General features: G+C 61.9%; 12 protein-coding genes and 2 tRNA genes. 10 read left to right on the top strand and 4 right to left on the bottom strand.

Features of this window, described 5'->3' with window-relative positions; all coding sequences use genetic code 11:
* Positions 1–12 precede the first annotated feature (12 nt).
* The 3 genes from AB5Y48_RS00305 to nadA all read left to right on the top strand — a co-directional run bounded on the left by AB5Y48_RS00305 (position 13) and on the right by nadA (position 1,385).
* A tRNA-Val gene (locus AB5Y48_RS00305) sits at positions 13–88 on the top strand.
* A gap of 44 nt (positions 89–132) precedes the next feature.
* Positions 133–208 (top strand) — tRNA-Lys (locus AB5Y48_RS00300).
* Between the two features lie 115 nt (positions 209–323).
* Entirely contained in the window at positions 324–1,385 is a 1,062-nt protein-coding gene (nadA, locus tag AB5Y48_RS00295; protein ID WP_224161329.1) for a quinolinate synthase NadA, read from the top strand.
* Between the two features lie 48 nt (positions 1,386–1,433).
* On the opposite strand, the gene AB5Y48_RS00290 is transcribed toward nadA, so the two are convergent.
* Positions 1,434–2,300, bottom strand: coding sequence for a D-hexose-6-phosphate mutarotase (locus AB5Y48_RS00290; protein ID WP_368163395.1), 867 nt, complete (start codon positions 2,298–2,300; stop codon positions 1,434–1,436).
* An 84-nt stretch (positions 2,301–2,384) separates the two neighbouring features.
* Positions 2,385–3,380, bottom strand: coding sequence for a type I glyceraldehyde-3-phosphate dehydrogenase (gene gap, locus AB5Y48_RS00285; protein WP_050667222.1), 996 nt, complete (start codon positions 3,378–3,380; stop codon positions 2,385–2,387).
* Between the two features lie 323 nt (positions 3,381–3,703).
* On the opposite strand from gap, the gene malQ reads away from it, so the two are divergent.
* The 4 genes from malQ (at position 3,704) to msrB (ending at position 10,702) form a co-directional block, all read left to right on the top strand.
* Positions 3,704–5,893 (top strand): 4-alpha-glucanotransferase, encoded by a 2,190-nt coding sequence (malQ, locus tag AB5Y48_RS00280; RefSeq protein WP_368163393.1) that lies wholly within the window; start codon positions 3,704–3,706, stop codon positions 5,891–5,893.
* 79 nt (positions 5,894–5,972) lie between these two features.
* Entirely contained in the window at positions 5,973–8,153 is a 2,181-nt protein-coding gene (gene glgB / locus AB5Y48_RS00275; RefSeq protein ID WP_368163392.1) for a 1,4-alpha-glucan branching protein GlgB, read from the top strand.
* The gene (glgX, locus tag AB5Y48_RS00270; RefSeq protein WP_368163391.1) at positions 8,153–10,237 is read left to right on the top strand and encodes a glycogen debranching protein GlgX; all 2,085 of its coding nucleotides are present in this window, start codon (positions 8,153–8,155) and stop codon (positions 10,235–10,237) included. The genes glgB and glgX overlap by 1 nt, the downstream gene beginning before the upstream one ends.
* A gap of 78 nt (positions 10,238–10,315) precedes the next feature.
* The gene (msrB, locus tag AB5Y48_RS00265) at positions 10,316–10,702 is read left to right on the top strand and encodes a peptide-methionine (R)-S-oxide reductase MsrB (RefSeq protein WP_368163390.1); all 387 of its coding nucleotides are present in this window, start codon (positions 10,316–10,318) and stop codon (positions 10,700–10,702) included.
* Positions 10,703–10,731: 29 nt separating this feature from the next.
* Here the strand turns inward: msrB and AB5Y48_RS00260 are convergent, their stop codons facing one another.
* Positions 10,732–11,535 (bottom strand): DUF2989 domain-containing protein, encoded by an 804-nt coding sequence (locus AB5Y48_RS00260; RefSeq protein ID WP_368163388.1) that lies wholly within the window; start codon positions 11,533–11,535, stop codon positions 10,732–10,734.
* A gap of 201 nt (positions 11,536–11,736) precedes the next feature.
* Between AB5Y48_RS00260 and AB5Y48_RS00255 the strand changes: the two genes are divergently transcribed.
* Together AB5Y48_RS00255 and AB5Y48_RS00250 are read left to right on the top strand one after the other, a co-directional pair.
* A complete protein-coding gene (locus AB5Y48_RS00255; RefSeq protein ID WP_368163387.1) occupies positions 11,737–13,170 on the top strand; it encodes a glyceraldehyde-3-phosphate dehydrogenase in 1,434 nt (477 codons plus the stop codon).
* Positions 13,171–13,185: 15 nt separating this feature from the next.
* The gene (locus AB5Y48_RS00250; protein WP_368163386.1) at positions 13,186–13,464 is read left to right on the top strand and encodes a YeaC family protein; all 279 of its coding nucleotides are present in this window, start codon (positions 13,186–13,188) and stop codon (positions 13,462–13,464) included.
* 52 nt (positions 13,465–13,516) lie between these two features.
* Here the strand turns inward: AB5Y48_RS00250 and ansA are convergent, their stop codons facing one another.
* Positions 13,517–14,530, bottom strand: a complete 1,014-nt coding sequence (ansA, locus tag AB5Y48_RS00245; RefSeq protein WP_050667214.1) for an asparaginase — start codon at positions 14,528–14,530, stop codon at positions 13,517–13,519.
* Positions 14,531–14,890: 360 nt separating this feature from the next.
* Between ansA and gltS the strand changes: the two genes are divergently transcribed.
* Entirely contained in the window at positions 14,891–16,090 is a 1,200-nt protein-coding gene (gene gltS / locus AB5Y48_RS00240) for a sodium/glutamate symporter (RefSeq protein WP_050667213.1), read from the top strand.
* The last annotated feature ends 133 nt before the right edge of the window (positions 16,091–16,223 follow it).

Below are 16,223 nucleotides of genomic sequence, written 5' to 3'. Positions count from 1 at the left end.
AGCAGTATCCCAGGTCGCTTAGCTCAGCTGGGAGAGCACCTCCCTTACAAGGAGGGGGTCACTGGTTCGATCCCAGTAGCGACCACCAATTTTGACGCGGATGGCGAAGTCTCCGGTCACCACCCATTGCGTGGGTCGTTAGCTCAGTCGGTAGAGCAGTTGACTTTTAATCAATTGGTCGCAGGTTCGAATCCTGCACGACCCACCATCTCTACAAAGGCCTGCAGTGATGCAGGCCTTTTTCATATCCGCTCTTTTATTGCCGGATTGCCCACCCCCAAGGGTATAATGCGCCCCATGCACAGCATGATGGAACAGCAGCAATGAGCACACTCCCTCCGGCCGTCGAGATGGACTACCCCTTCCCGGCCAAGCCCGCCCCCCTGAGCGCCCCTGAGCGCGAGCAACTGGTCGCAGAGATCAAGCGCCTGCTGGTCGAGCGCGATGCCGTCCTGGTGGCCCACTACTACACGGATCCCGAGATCCAGGCCCTGGCCGAGGCAACCGGTGGCTTCGTCGGTGACTCCCTCGAGATGGCCCGCTTCGGCAAGGAGCATCCGGCCAAGACGCTGATCGTGGCCGGCGTGCGTTTCATGGGGGAGACCTCCAAGATCTTGAGCCCCGAGAAACAGATCCTGATGCCGACGCTGGAGGCCGAGTGTTCCCTCGATCTGGGCTGCCCGGTGGACACCTTCACCGCGTTTTGCGACGCCCACCCGGATCATGTGGTGGTGGTCTATGCCAATACCTCGGCGGCGGTCAAGGCGCGTGCCGACTGGGTGGTCACCTCCAGCATTGCGCTGGAGATCGTCGAGCACCTCGACAGCCTGGGCAAGCCGATCATCTGGGCACCGGATCGCCATCTGGGAGCCTATATCGAGAAGAAGACCGGGGCACAGATGCTGCGCTGGCAGGGTCACTGCATAGTGCACGACGAGTTCAAGGCGCGTGCCCTGCGCGACCTGAAGGCGCAGAATCCGGATGCCGCCGTACTGGTACACCCGGAGTCACCGGCTTCGGTCATCGAGCTGGCCGATGCGGTGGGCTCGACCAGCCAGCTCATCAAGGCGGCTCGAGAGTTGCCCCACAAGCGGCTGATCGTGGCCACCGATCGCGGCATCTTCTACAAGATGCAGCAGGCCTGTCCGGACAAGGAGATGGTGGAGGCGCCGACCGGTGGCGATGGTGCCACCTGCCGCAGTTGCGCCCACTGCCCCTGGATGGCGATGAACGGCCTGGTTGCCATCAAGTCGGCGCTGACCGGGAACGCGGCGCAACACGAGATCCAGGTTGATGCCGCCCTGCGCGAGAAGGCCATGGTACCGCTCAATCGCATGCTGGACTTCGCCGCAGCCCTGAGAGTGAATCCCAAGGGCAATGCGTGACAGAAATGAAGAGGGCGCCGACATGGCGCCCTTTTTGTTGTAACTGGATTACAAAATCACGGTGGAGAGGCTGTGCTCCTCGTCGGGCTCGACGGTGATTCCGGCCTCCGCTGTGATGGCGGCCTCGACGCAGAGCATGGTGCGATAGCCGTCATCGCTCATGTCGGCCATGGCCGCAGCGCCTTCGCGCCAGGGGTTCCATACCACCACGCTGTCGTGGTTGCCACTCACCACCTCGATGCAGCGATCCCCGTCACGCACCTTCACCACCGCCTCAGGGGCCTGATAGATGCGATCCATGGCGGCGGCCAGGGGCAGGGGGCCCTGCTGGCGAGCCGCTTCGTTGCTGAGCTTGTCGAGGTAGGGCTCGCCCAGGCCGATGACGCTTACCTGCTCGGGGGCGCCCACCTGCAGATAGGTGTGCAGGGCGCCGTTGTAGACCAGTGGTGTCTCGCCCGTGTTGCGGGTGGTCAGCACCAGAGAGAGTTCACGGCCGACCAGGATGTCGAGTTCGAGTTCGAAGTTGTGATCCCACAGGGCTCGGGTGGCATCGCTGTCGCGCAGGGAGAGGTGGACCAGGGTGCCATCCTCGTGATCCGAGACTCCGTCCAGGGTCCACAGGCTGGTACGGGCGAAGCCATGGGAAGGCTTGCCACTGCCGACCCTGGCCGGTGCCGGGCCAAACCAGGGCCAGCAGAGGGGAATGCCGCCGCGAATGGGCTTGCTGCCGTCGAGCAGGGCCTTGTCGCTCAGCCAGATCAACGGCGTCTCTCCATGGCGGCCATAGGTGAGTACATGGCCGCCGTAGAGACTGATCTCGCAGTGGGCGACCTCGTTGTTGATCGTGAGCAGAGGCAGGCCAGCCTCGCTCCTGGTCTGGGTAACGTAGCGGGTCAGGGTGCGATCGGTGAGCATGGGGGCTCCTTCTTATCTGTCTGTCGCGGGAAATAAAAAAGGCGGCCAGTGGCCGCCTCTCTTTATAGCGCTTTACAGCTCCAATTACTTGGAGATGTGGGCGATCAGGTCCAGAACCTTGCTGGAGTAGCCCATTTCGTTGTCGTACCAGGATACAACTTTAACGAACTTGTCGGTCAGCTGGATGCCGGCCTTGGCGTCGAATACGGAGGTCTGACGCTCACCGATGAAGTCGTTGGAAACCACTTCGTCTTCGGTGTAGCCCAGAACGCCCTTCATGGCACCTTCGGAAGCGGCCTTCATGGCTTCGCAGATTTCTGCGTAGGTAGCGGCCTTCTTCAGGTTAACGGTCAGGTCAACAACGGAAACGTCCGGAGTCGGAACGCGGAAAGCCATACCGGTCAGCAGGCCCTTCAGCTCCGGGATAACCACGCCAACAGCCTTGGCAGCACCGGTGGAGGATGGGATGATGTTCTGGCCAGCGCCACGGCCACCGCGCCAGTCTTTGGCGGACGGACCATCAACGGTCTTCTGGGTAGCGGTGGTAGCGTGAACGGTGGTCATCAGACCGGACTCGATACCGAAGGTGTCGTTCAGAACCTTGGCGATCGGGGCCAGGCAGTTGGTGGTGCAGGAAGCGTTGGAAACGATGTCCTGGCCAGCGTAGGTGGCGTGGTTTACACCCATAACGAACATGGGGGTAGCGTCCTTGGACGGACCGGTCAGAACGACCTTCTTGGCACCGGCAGCGATGTGCTTACGGGCGGTCTCGTCGGTCAGGAACAGGCCAGTCGCTTCGGCAACAACGTCAACACCGATGGCGTCCCACTTCAGGTTGGCCGGGTCACGCTCGGCAGTCACGCGAACGGTCTTGCCGTTAACGATCAGGTTGCCGTCTTTGACTTCAACAGTGCCATTGAAGCGACCGTGGGTAGAGTCGTACTTCAGCATGTAAGCCATGTAATCGACGTCGATCAGGTCGTTGATACCAACCACTTCGATGTCAGAACGCTCGCAAGCCAGACGGAATACGAAACGACCGATACGGCCAAAACCGTTAATACCTACTTTGATAGTCATACTTGGTTACCCAACTTTAAGTAGTCAAAGAAAAATCCGCTTGTAAATTTACTAGAACTCCCCGGGTAGTCAACCTGGATCGCGCCCGAAATTGCGCTAAGTCATGAAAAAGTGTGAAATTAATTTTCTCTTTATGTAACCAAACCGTACAGCTGTCACAGAGCGTGACGACAATAGTGCCTACCAGGTCACATAACGAAAACGGCAGATATGTAAAATAGTCCAGCGGTTAGGATGGCGCCTGTTGTCCCTGCCCACTTCAAGACAAAAAACAAAAAGACTCATACAGACTTAGTAAGAATCCACAGCGGGAATTCTCCACTATGACCACCCTGATCGAACAGCTGGCCGCCGCCAAAGGCATCGCCAGCGAATACGTCGATGCCTGGGGCAATCCGGCCCTGGTATCGGAAGAGAGTAAGGCAGCCATGCTGGGTGCCATGGGCTATCGGGTCGACGACGACGCCGCGTTGACCACCCAACTGGAAGAAGAGCACAAGCAGCAGTGGCTGCGTCCGCTGGATCCCGTCATGGTGGTGCGCACCGGCGAGCCCGTCGTGCTCGAACTGCGCCTGCCCATCGAATTTGTCAATGACGCCCTGGTCTGGACTCTGGCCCTGGAAGCGGGAGAGGTACTGACCGGTACCCTGACTCCCATCGACGGCGAACTCGTGGGCGTGGCCCAGTTCGGTGAGATGGAGTGTCAGGCCTATCGCGTTGCCCTGCCGGTTGAGCCAGGCATGGGTTATCACCAGCTGACCCTGGGTGAAGAGGGCAACGACGAGCCCCTCGGCCAGATGCGTCTCATCGTGGCGCCCAAAGCCTGTTACAAACAGGCGGCCATCGCCAACGGGCGCAAGGTGTGGGGCCCGAGTGTGCAGCTCTATTGCCTGCGCAGCCGCCACAACTGGGGGATCGGTGACTTGAGCGACCTGGGCCAGCTGGTCGAGAAGGCGGCCCTCTGGGGAGCGCACTTCGTCGGTCTCAACCCCATTCATGCCCTCTACCCGTCCAACCCCGAGAGCGCCAGCCCCTACAGCCCCTCCTCCCGCCGTTGGCTGAACCTGGCCTACATCGACGTAGAGGCGCTGCCCGAGTTCCAGGCCAATGCCCTCCTCAAGGCTGAAGTGGCCAGCCCCGCCTTCCAGCAGCAGCTGGCCGAGCTGCGGGCCAAGGAGTATGTGGATTACAGCGGTGTCATCACCACCAAGATGGCCATGCTGCAGAAGGTGTTCGCACAGGCGACCCTGAGTGACGATCGCCGCGCCGCCCTCGATGCCTTCGTCGCCGCCGGTGGCGACAGCCTGCGTCAGCAGGCCACCTTCGATGCCATTCAGGCCAGCCTCTATGCCCAGGGTGAGAACGCCTGGGGTTGGCCGGTGTGGCCCGAGGCGCTGAAGGATTACCATAACCCCCAGGTTGAGGAGTGGATCGCCGCTCACCAGCAAGAGGTGGCCTTCTACCTCTACCTGCAATTTGTTGCCGATGAGCAGTTGGCGGCCGCCGATCAGCGCGCCAAGCGTGCCGGCATGGTGATGGGGATCTACCGGGATCTGGCGGTGGGGGTCTCCGAAGGTTCCACCGAGATCTGGGCCAACCGGGATCTCTACTGCCCGAAGGCTTCGGTTGGTGCGCCGCCCGATATCCTCGGTCCCCTGGGTCAGAATTGGGGCCTGCCCCCCATGAACCCGAGCAAACTGTTCGATGCGGCCTATCAGCCGATGATCGATCTGTTCCGCTCCAACATGCGCTCCTGCGGCGCCCTGCGTATCGACCACGTGATGGCCTTGCTGCGCCTGTGGTGGGTACCGCCCGGAGAGTCTGCCGCCAAGGGCGCTTACATCTACTATCCGGTGCACGATCTGCTGGGCATCCTGGCTCTCGAGTCCCACCGCAACCAGTGCCTCATCATTGGTGAGGATCTCGGTACCGTGCCGGAGGGGATCGATGTCACCCTCAAGGAGAACGGGGTTCACTCCTACAAGGTGTTCTTCTTCGAGCGCTCCAAGGAGGACGGTGGTTTCCTCTCGCCGACCCACTACGCCGAGCAGGCCATGTCAGCCCTCACCACCCACGACATGCCGACCCTGCGTGGCTTCTGGCACTGCGACGATCTGGCCCTGGGCAAGCAGCTTGGCCTCTATCCGGACGAGCAGGTGCTGGCCCGCCTCTACGCCGATCGTCACGAGGCCAAGCAACGGATCCTTGACAGCCTCCATGGTCATGGGGTGATCTCTGACTCCATCAGCAAGGATGTCAATTGGGTCGGTATGAACACCGAACTCAACCATGGCATGCAGATCCACATGTCGCGCGGCCACTGCGCCCTGTTCAGCACCCAGCTGGAAGACTGGCTGGAGATGGACAAACCGGTCAACGTGCCCGGCACCAGCAGCGAATACCCCAACTGGCGCCGCAAGCTCTCTCGCGACCTGGAGGATATTTTTGCCGATGAGGCGCTCAAGGGACTGGCTCAGCGCATGAGCCGTGCCCGTGATGAGGCCGGCCGTTGAGGCCCCTCGTAATCGTCAAGCAGTTGACCCCGTCCCGGCCTGTGCCGGGGCGGGTGTTTCGTCATGAAAGGAAATCTCGATGCCTGTTGAACGTCTGGCCAGTGCCGCGTGTCCCCATCCCTTCTCTCATCTAGGCCTGCACACCAATCCGGACGGTGCCGGTCTGAAATTGACCCTCTGGCAGCCCGATGCCAGTGAGATAAGGGTCAAAGATCTCAAGTCAGGTAAATGGATTGCGACCCTGACCCCCGAAAAACCGGGCCTTTTTGAAACTGTTTTCACCCGCCGCAAACTCTTCTTCCCCTATCTGCTCGAGCTCCACTACCCGGACGGCAGCTGCATCGAACGACTCGATCCCTATCAATTCCAGGCCGCCGCCTTCGACGGCATCAACGAACTGACCCAGGCACCGGAACATCTCTATCACACCCTGGGTGCCCAACTGCGCACCGTGACCCACTTCGAGCGTCAGGTCGAGGGGGTACGCTTCGCCGTTTATGCCCCCAGTGCCACCTCGGTCAGCCTCATCGGTGACTTCAACCTGTGGGACGGGCGTCGCCACCCCATGGAGCGTACCCTGTGCGGCCACTGGGTACTGTTTGTGCCCGGGCTCAAGGCCGGTGAGCGCTACAAGTTCGAGATCAAGGATCCCGCCGGTCAGCGTCTGCCCCACAAGAGCGATCCGGTCGGCTTCTACAGCGAGCAGTACCCTTCGTTTGCCTCCGTGGTCTATGACCATGATCGGTATCAGTGGCAGGATGCCGACTGGCAGGAGAGCCAGCGTAACGACAAGCGCGAGCAGCCGCTCTCCATCTACGAGCTGCACGCCGGCTCCTGGAAACGCCATCCCAACGGCGACAGCCTGAGCTGGCGCGAGCTGGCGGTGGAGCTGGTCGACTATGTCAGGGAGATGGGTTACACCCACATCGAGCTGTTGCCGGTCTCCGAGCACCCCTTCACCGGCTCCTGGGGTTATCAGCCCACCGGCATGTTTGCCCCTACCAGCCGCTATGGCAGTGCCGATGACTTCAAGCACTTCGTCGACTGCTGCCACCAGGCCGGGATCGGCGTGATTCTGGATTGGGTGCCCGCCCACTTCCCCTCCGATGCCCATGGCCTCGCCCGCTTCGATGGCACGCCGCTCTACGAGTACGAGGATCCGCGTCGTGGCTGGCACCCGGACTGGAACTCCTACATCTATGACTTTGGCCGCGATACCGTGCGCCAGTTCCTGGTGGCCAGCGCCCTGTTCTGGCTCGACAAGTTCCATATCGATGGCCTGCGGGTCGATGCGGTCGCCTCCATGCTCTATCTGGACTACTCCCGTAACGAGGGGGAGTGGGTGCCCAACGTCGACGGTGGCAACCACAACTACGAGGCGATCAGCCTGCTCAAATGGGTCAACGAAGAGGTCTACGGCAAGTACCCGCATGCCATGACTATCGCCGAGGAGTCGACCGCCTTTGCCGGCGTTTCGCGTCCCACCTTCCTCGGTGGCCTGGGCTTTGGCTTCAAGTGGAATATGGGGTGGATGCACGACACCCTCACCTATATGCAGAAGGCGCCCGTCCATCGTCGTTATCACCACAACGACATGACCTTCTCCATGGTCTACCACTACGACGAGAACTTCATCCTGTCGCTCTCTCACGACGAGGTAGTACACGGCAAACACTCCATGCTCTACAAGATGCCGGGTGACGAGTGGCAGCAGGCGGCCAACTTGCGCGCCTACATGGGCTACATGTACGCCCATCCGGGCAAGAAGCTCAACTTCATGGGGACCGAGTTGGCCCAGGGGAACGAGTGGAATCACGATGCCCAGCTGGCCTGGCATTTGCTCCAGTATCCCAAGCATGCCGGTCAGCAGGCGCTGATCCGCGATCTCAACCGTCTCTATCGTCAGGTGCCGGCCCTCTATCGGGGTGACTACGAGCAGGGGGGCTTTCGCTGGCTCGACCATCAGGATGCGGATGAGAGCGTCTTCGCCATGCTGCGCACCGACCCGCAGGGAGAGAGCAGCCTGGTCTGCGTCTCGAGCTTTACCCCGGTTCCGCGGGCACAGTACCGGGTCGGCGTACCCCATGCCGGAGCTTGGGTGGTCGCCCTCAACACCGACAGTGAATACTACTGGGGCAGCAACTATGATGTGGGCGGCCTGCGTTTCGAAACAGAGCCGACGCCCTGGCAGGGGATGGCGCACTCCATAGTGCTCAACCTGCCCCCCCTGTCGACCTTGTTCCTCAAACAGGAGTCTTGATGTTTGTGATGGAGAGCGGGACGGGCACCCGATTGGGCGCCCATCCCGATAGCAAGGGATGCCACTTCGGCGTCTGGGCCTCCGGTGCCAGCCGGGTTGAACTCTGCCTGTTCGACGAACGGGGGGAGGAGTGTGCACGTCTCCCCCTGCCGCGTACCGTTGGCCAGCACCATTATGGCTATGTGCCAGGGGTGATGGCTGGCCAGCGCTATGGCTATCGGGTGCATGGCGAGGCCCAAAGCGGTCTGCTGTTCGACCCGCAGAAATTGTTGATCGACCCCTATGCCAGGGCCCTCAGCCACCCTCTGGTATGGCGTGATGAACACTACGAGGGTGACAGCGCCGTTATGGTGCCCTGTGCCCTGGTGGTGGCCGGCGACTTCGATTGGCAGGGGGTGGCGAAGCCAGCCCATGCTCCCGATGAGTTGATCGTCTACGAGGCCCACGTCAAGGGGATGACCCGGCTCCACCCCGGGATACCCGAGGCCCTGCGCGGCACCTATCTGGGGATGTGCCACCCGGTGATGATCGATCACCTGACCGAACTCGGGGTCACTGCGGTGCAGCTGATGCCGGTGGCCGCCTTCATGGCCGAGCCCCGTCTCGAGAAGCTGGGGCTCACCAATTACTGGGGCTATAACCCCATCGCCTTCTTTGCCCCCGAGCCGCGCTATGGCTGCGGTGATGCGGTCACCGAGTTCAAGACCATGGTGCGTGAGCTGCACCGGGCCGGGATCGAGGTAATCCTGGATGTGGTCTACAACCACACCGCCGAGGGGGGGGCCGATGGTCCCATGCTCAGCTTCAAAGGATTCGATAACGCCGGTTACTATGCCTTCGAGCAGGGGCCCCATGGCCCCGACTATCAGCGCCATCTCAACGTGACTGGCTGTGGCAACAGCTTCAACCTGGATCATCCCAACGCCCTGCGCCTGGTGCTCGATGCCTTGCGTTATTGGGTGACCGAGATGGGGGTCGATGGATTTCGCTTCGATCTGGCGGTGACCCTGGCCCGGGAGGTCAACGAGTTCGAGCCCATGGGCGCCTTCTTCAAGGCCATCATGGCGGATCCTGTACTCAGTGGCGCCCGTCTTATCGCCGAGCCCTGGGATATTGGCCCCTTTGGCTACCGACTCGGGCAGTTCCCGAGCCAGTGGAGCGAGATCAACGATCGCTACCGGGACACGGTGCGCGGCTTCTGGCGTGGTGACGCCGGGCGCATGGGGGACTTTGCCACCCGACTGCTCGGCTCGCGGGACCTCTTTCCCAAGGGGTGGCGCTCACCTCACTCCAGCGTCAACTTTCTCTGCTATCACGACGGCTTCACCCTGGACGATCTGGTCTCCTACAACCAGCGCCACAACCAGGTGAACGGAGAGGAAAACCGGGACGGCCACAGCCACAACCTCTCCTGTAACCACGGGGTGGAGGGGCCGACCCTGGATCCCAGGATCAACAGCCTGCGCCAGCAGCAGAAACGCAACCTCATCGCCACCCTGCTGCTCTCCCAGGGGACGCCGCACCTGCTGGCCGGCGACGAGATGGGACGCAGCCAACTCGGCAACAACAACGCCTACTGCCAGGACAACCGCATCAGTTGGGTTAACTGGCAGCTCTCCCCCGATGACGAGAAACTGCTCGCTTTCACCCGCCAGATGCTGGCCCTGCGCGCCGGCTCCCGGGTGTTTCGTGATCTGCGCCTGAAGGGAGAGAACTGGTATGGAGAGACGGTGGCCTGCCATCAGGTGAGCTGGTTCCATCCCGATGGCCATGTGCTGACCGAGCAGGACTGGTCGGCGCCCATGGCCCAGGCCTTTGCCCTGGATGTGGGGCTGATGGAGGGGGAGGGAGAGCGCTGGCTGGTGCTGTTCAACGCCAGCGACTACGACATCCAGTTCCGCCTCCCCTCACCCGGGGTGGGGATGGAGTGGGTGCAGACGATCGATACCGCCACCAATGATGGTCTCCCCTTCCTGCCCGACGACATCAAGCGGCAGGTGGCCGTCGGTCGCTGCCACTCCCTCAAGCTGCTGGCGCGCAAACGGGTCAGCGGCGCCGCCCAGGTGCCCATGGTGTTGGAATAACCCTGCCCTTGCTGGCTGTTCATCACCCGCCCGGCGAGGGTATGCTGGGCGGGAACCCTACCTCGACAAGAACGCATCATGAAGAAGAACGATCCCGCCCAATGGCGTGAGCAGCTCACGCCGGAACAGTTCCACGTCTGCTGGGAGAAGGGGACCGAGCGTCCCTACAGCGGAGCCCTGCTACACAACCGCAAGGCGGGGGAGTACCTCTGCACCTGCTGCAAGGCCGTGTTGTTTGACGCCAGTGCCAAGTTTGATTCCGGCTGTGGCTGGCCTTCGTTTGATCAGGTGCTGCCGGGGAGGGTGGAATACACCCGGGATCGCTCCCACGGCATGGAGCGGATAGAGATCACCTGTCAGGCCTGTGGCTCGCATCTCGGCCACGTCTTCGACGATGGGCCGACCGAGACGGGGCAGCGCTACTGCGTCAACAGCCTGAGCCTCGATTTTCGGGATCAGGAATAAGCGTGCGGGGCCATAGGGCCCCGCGTGTTTTACTCCATCGAGCGTTGGTAGGTTCCCAGCTTGAGGGCCTCGACGATCCGCAGCGCTCGCTCATCGAGTTTGGCCAGCTCCTCCTTGCCGAGGGGGGAGTAGATGGCCAGACGCTGGGTGTTCACCCCGTTTGCCCCCTGAAAGGACTCGCTTACCTGACCCCAGAGGTAGGCCATGTCGTAGCGCTTCTGCCCCATGTAGAGGGTGCTCAGGGAGGTGATCAGCCGCTCATTGACCGTGTCCCCTTCCCGATAGAGGGTGAGGGCGTGCTCCATCAGATCGATCGCCTTGTCCGGGTGGGTGCGTGAGTAGAGACCGGCCAGTGCCATCTGTAACTCGGGGTGCTCCAGCTCCGGGCTCCCCTCCAGGGCGAGAAACTTGCGCCGGGCCACGTCGTTGGTGTTGTTGGTCCAGTGCCACAGCAGCAGCCAGGGGTTGTCCGAGCTGCGGGTCTCCAGATCCAGCTGGGCCAGCTGCTGATGGGCGGTGAGCATCCCTTCGACCTTGGGGCTCTTGCGCTCCTTGTTGTTCTTGTACTCTATGTTGGTGGAGTGCTCGATGCAGCGCAGGTAGACCTCCAGCTCCTTCATCAGATCGTACTTCTGCTTGTCACCCCCGGTCTGCTCCAGATAGTAGCGGGCCCGGATCACCTTGGTGCGGTCGTAACGGCAGGTGCCATCATCGGCCAGATCCTCGCACAGCTTGGGGTGGTTGTTGCAGATCTTGTGCAGTCGATCATCTTCTCCACAGCCAGCCAGAAGCAGCAGAGGAAGGGCGACGAGATAGGGTTTGAGTCTGTCCATGAAATCCACTTGGTAAAACAACGGGCCAGGTAACGCCTTTGTTGGCAATCGTTTGCATCTTGGTTACAATGCGCGCGCCGTATTCAGGCCTGGAGACACAGGGTACAACGAGTATAACCAGCTTGCCGTGATCCGGGCTTGATGAAGAGTAAAAATACATAAATACAAACGGTTACGTGAAATAAAAGGATCTGCCCACCCATGACCCACGAGCATCACCTGATGGCGTGGCAGGAGAGCCAGGAGCTCGCCGAAGCCATGCAACCCCTGATTGGCCGCCTCTACCGCCAACAGGGGGTCGAGATCACTGTCTACGGACGCCCACTGCACAACGCCTCCACCATCGATATCCTCAAGGCCCACCGGGTCGTCCGCCGCCACGAAGGCCAACCCCTCTCCCTCCAGCAAAGCTTCCCCCTGTTGCATGCCATCTTCGAGCTGGCCCCGCGCAACGCCGAGCTGGATCTCGGCAAGCTGGCGGTCGCCTACTGGCGGGATCACCAGGACGTCGCCGGGGTGCAGGATTTCCTGAGCCGCGAGCTGGCCCCGGCCCTGGCCGGCGCTCCTCTGGCCGAGCCCACCGACGTGGTGCTTTACGGCTTTGGCCGCATCGGCCGCCTGCTGGCACGCCTGCTGGTGGAGCGTACCGGTGCCGCCAACCCGCTGCGTCTGCGCGCCATCGTGGTGCGCGGTGGCCGCGAGGGCGATCTGGAGAAGCGCGCCAGCCTGCTGCGCCGCGACTCGGTACACGGCCCCTTCAACGGCTCCATCGAGGTGGATGTGGCGCGCAGTGCCATCATCGCCAACGGCACCCTGATCCAGGTGATCTACGCCAACAGTCCGGCTGACATCGACTACACCGCTTACGGCATTCACAACGCCCTCATCGTCGACAACACAGGCGCCTGGCGTGACGAGGCGGGTCTGTCCGAACACCTCAAGGCCCGTGGTGCCGCCAAGGTGCTGCTGACGGCTCCCGGCAAGGGGGAGATGAAGAACGTGGTGTTCGGGGTCAACCACGAGGCGATCGTGCCGGGGGATCGCATCATCTCCGCCGCCTCCTGCACCACCAACGCCATCACCCCTGTGCTCAAGGTGATTCAGGAGAGGTTTGGCATTCGCCACGGTCACGTGGAGACGGTGCACTCCTACACCAATGATCAAAATCTCATCGACAACTACCACAAGGGCGAGCGTCGCGGCCGCAGCGCCGCGCTCAACATGGTGCTCACCAGCACCGGCGCCGCCAAGGCGGTGGCCAAGGCGCTGCCCGAGCTCAAGGGCAAGCTGACCGGCAACGCCATCCGGGTGCCGACCCCCAACGTCTCCATGGCCATCATCAACCTGAGCCTGGAGCAGGAGGTCGATCGCGAGCGCCTCAACGCCACCCTGCAACAGGCGGCCCTGAGCTCTCCCCTGCACCGCCAGATTGACTTCAGTGCCAGCACCGAGCTGGTCTCCTCCGACATGGTGGGATCGCGCTTCGCCGGCATCGTCGACTCCCAGGCTACCATCGCCGAGGGGGATCACTGCGTCCTCTACGTCTGGTATGACAACGAGTTCGGTTACAGTTGCCAGGTAGTGCGGGTCATGGAGAAAATGGCCGGCATTAGCCGGCTGGATCTGCCGGCCTGACACAAGGAGAAGTTCATGTCGTTCCAACAGGTGATTGCCGACATGCCGCAGGAGGTGTACGAGCGGCTGCGCACGGCGGTGGAGCTGGGCAAGTGGCCCGATGGCCGGGTGCTGAACGAGGAGCAGAAAGCCACCTCGCTGCAGGCCGTGATGGCGTGGCAGGCGCTGCACCTCACCGACCCCGAGCACATGAACATCGGGGCCGATGGCAACATCGTCATGAAGAGCAAGAGCGAGCTCAAACGGCTGTTTCGTGATGAGGCCGAGGAGATAGGCCGCTTCGGCGACCTGTGATCCGGCAATGAAAAGGGGGGAGCCATGGGCTCCCCCCTTTCGTATGGACGGGTCAGAGGGGGCTGGTCAGCTCGCCGCGCAGGGAGCGCTGCATCAGCTCGCGGATCTGGGCCGGCTCCAGTCCCTGGCTCAAGAGGAAGTGGAGCTTGGTCAGGGCCGCCTCGGCGGTCATGTCGAAGCCCGAGATGACCCCGGCACGCGACAGGGCGTTGCCGGTGGCGTAGCCCCCCATGTTGACCATGCCGTGCAGGCACTGGCTCAGGTTGACGATGATGACCCCCCGCGACGAGGCCTCGGAGAGCAGATCCAGCATCTGCGGGTTCTGGGGCGCGTTGCCAACCCCGAAGGAGAGCAGGATCAGCGCTTTGACCGGCTGGCGCAGTATGTTGGCGATCACCTCGGCGGAGATGCCGGGGTAGAGGGTCACCACGCCGATGGGCTGGGGAGTGATGTCGTGCAGACGCATCGGTTTACCGCTCGGTTCACCCAGTTCACCCGCTTCCAGCTGGATGTGGATCCCGGCGTTGAGCAGGGGCGGATAGTTGGGGGAGTCGAAGGCGTGGAAGCCGTCGGCGTGTACCTTCTTGCTGCGGTTGCCGCGAAACAGCTGGTTGTTGAAGAACAGGGTCACCTCGTGGATCGGGTAGTTGGCCGCGATGTAGAGGGCGTTGAGCAGGTTCTGCTGACCGTCGGAGCGCAGCTCGGCGAGCGGGATCTGGGAGCCGGTGATGATGACCGGCTTGCCAAGATCCTCGAGCATGAAGGAGAGGGCCGAGGCGGTAAACGACATGGTGTCGGTGCCGTGCAGGATGACGAAGCCGTCGTAGTGGTCGTAGTTGCCTTTAATGTCCTCGGCGATGCGCTGCCAGTCGGCCGGCGTCATGTCGGAGGAGTCGATGAGGGGGCTGTACTCGTGAATGTGGTAGTCGGGCATCTCCGGCCGATGGAACTCGGGCATGCGGGCCAGGCAATCCTCCATGAAGCCGGCCACCGGCACATAGCCGTGATCGGAGCGCTGCATGCCGATGGTGCCGCCAGTGTAGGCGATGTAGATGGACTTCTTCACAAGCTGTCCTCGTGTGGGCTGGAAACGGACGGATTATAGAGATTGCGCCATCAAAAGACAGGCGTAATCGGTCGTGCTGTGAGGCAGTTAACCCTTATCGACCTGGGAAATAAAATGGCGAATTTGTCATGCTTTTTGATTTCAAAAATCTAAAAGTTGGTAAAGATTGGTGCTTTGTGCTATCTTGCTGCGGTTTTATATTGAAAGACACCTTTCATATAGTCCCTGACGGGACTGCTGCGAGTCCCGATAAGGGGCGGTCCTTCCTGCGGACCATTCCGACCTGACAAGGTCTTCATCCCGGCTAATCCTGCGTCGTTCCCCCCTCGGGGAGCCAGGCCATTTGACATGGGAGAACACATGATACAACTCGATGCTTACGCTACTTTGGTGGCGGCAACCCTGGTGCTGCTGTTCGGTCGACTACTGATCACGCGCATCGAATGGTTGCGAACCTTTAACATTCCCAAGCCGGTGGCCGGTGGCCTGGTGGTCGCCCTGCTGCTCTTGCTGCTGCGCACCTTCGGCAATATCGAACTCAAGTTCGATACCCAACTGCAGACGCCCCTGATGCTCGGCTTCTTCGCCTCCATCGGTCTGTCGGCGGATCTCGCCAGCCTGCGCCGTGGTGGCCGGGCCGTGACCGTCTTTCTCATCGTGGTGGCGGGCCTGCTGGTGGTGCAGAACACACTCGGGGTGGGCCTGGCCGCGCTGCTGGGGCTCGATCCCCACATGGGACTGCTTGCCGGCTCTATCACCCTCTCCGGCGGCCACGGTACCGGCGCCGCCTGGGGCGGTATCTTCAGCGAGAAGTACGGGGTGCAGTCGGCCTCCGAGCTCGCCATCGCCTGTGCCACCTTCGGTCTGGTACTGGGTGGCCTTATCGGTGGCCCGGTGGCACGCCATCTGGTCAAGAAGGTGCAGGTGCCCGGTGAGGAGCACAACCAAGACGATGTGCCCCAGGCCTTCGAGATGCCGGATCTGGAGCGCCAGATCACGACCTTCAGCGTGATAGAGACCCTGGCCCTGCTCGCCATCAGCCTCAAGGGGGGGGAGCTGCTCGCCTCCCTGCTCAAGGGGAGCATGCTGGAGCTGCCGGTCTTCGTCTGCGTGCTGTTTGTCGGTGTGGTGCTGCGTAACGGCCTGACCCTGCTCAACTGGCACGAGGTGAGCGATCGCGAAGTTTCACTGCTTGGCAACGTCAGCCTCTCCCTGTTCCTGGCCATGGCCCTGATGAGCCTGCGCCTGTGGGATCTGGCGAGCCTGGCCCTGCCCATCTTCGTGCTGCTGGCGGCCCAGACGCTGGGGATGGCCCTCTATGCCGTCTTCGTCACCTTCCGGGTGATGGGAAGCAACTACGATGCCGCCGTGCTGGCCGCCGGCCACTGTGGTTTTGGCCTGGGGGCGACCCCCACCGCCATCGCCAATATGCAGGCGGTGACCATGCGTTTTGGTCCCTCCCACCTGGCCTTCCTGGTGGTACCCATGGTCGGCGCCTTCTTCATCGACATTATCAACGCCATGATCATCAAGCTGTTCTTGGCACTCCCTTTCCTTTGATGGGCTGGCAGGGCTCCCCTGCCGGCTGACCGGTTAACACCTATCTTGGCTCCCTCGGGAGCCTTTTTTGTTGTCGGCGCGCATGGGCGAGGTGGCCCATAAAAGAACATCCCCGCCGAAGCGGGGATGGGGG

Source organism: Aeromonas sp. R6-2 (genome assembly GCF_040908155.1).
In the GTDB taxonomy this organism is placed as follows: Bacteria; Pseudomonadota; Gammaproteobacteria; order Enterobacterales; family Aeromonadaceae; genus Aeromonas; species Aeromonas schubertii.
Note: the sequence above shows the minus strand (reverse complement) of the source record. Positions and strands in the feature narration are given on the sequence as shown.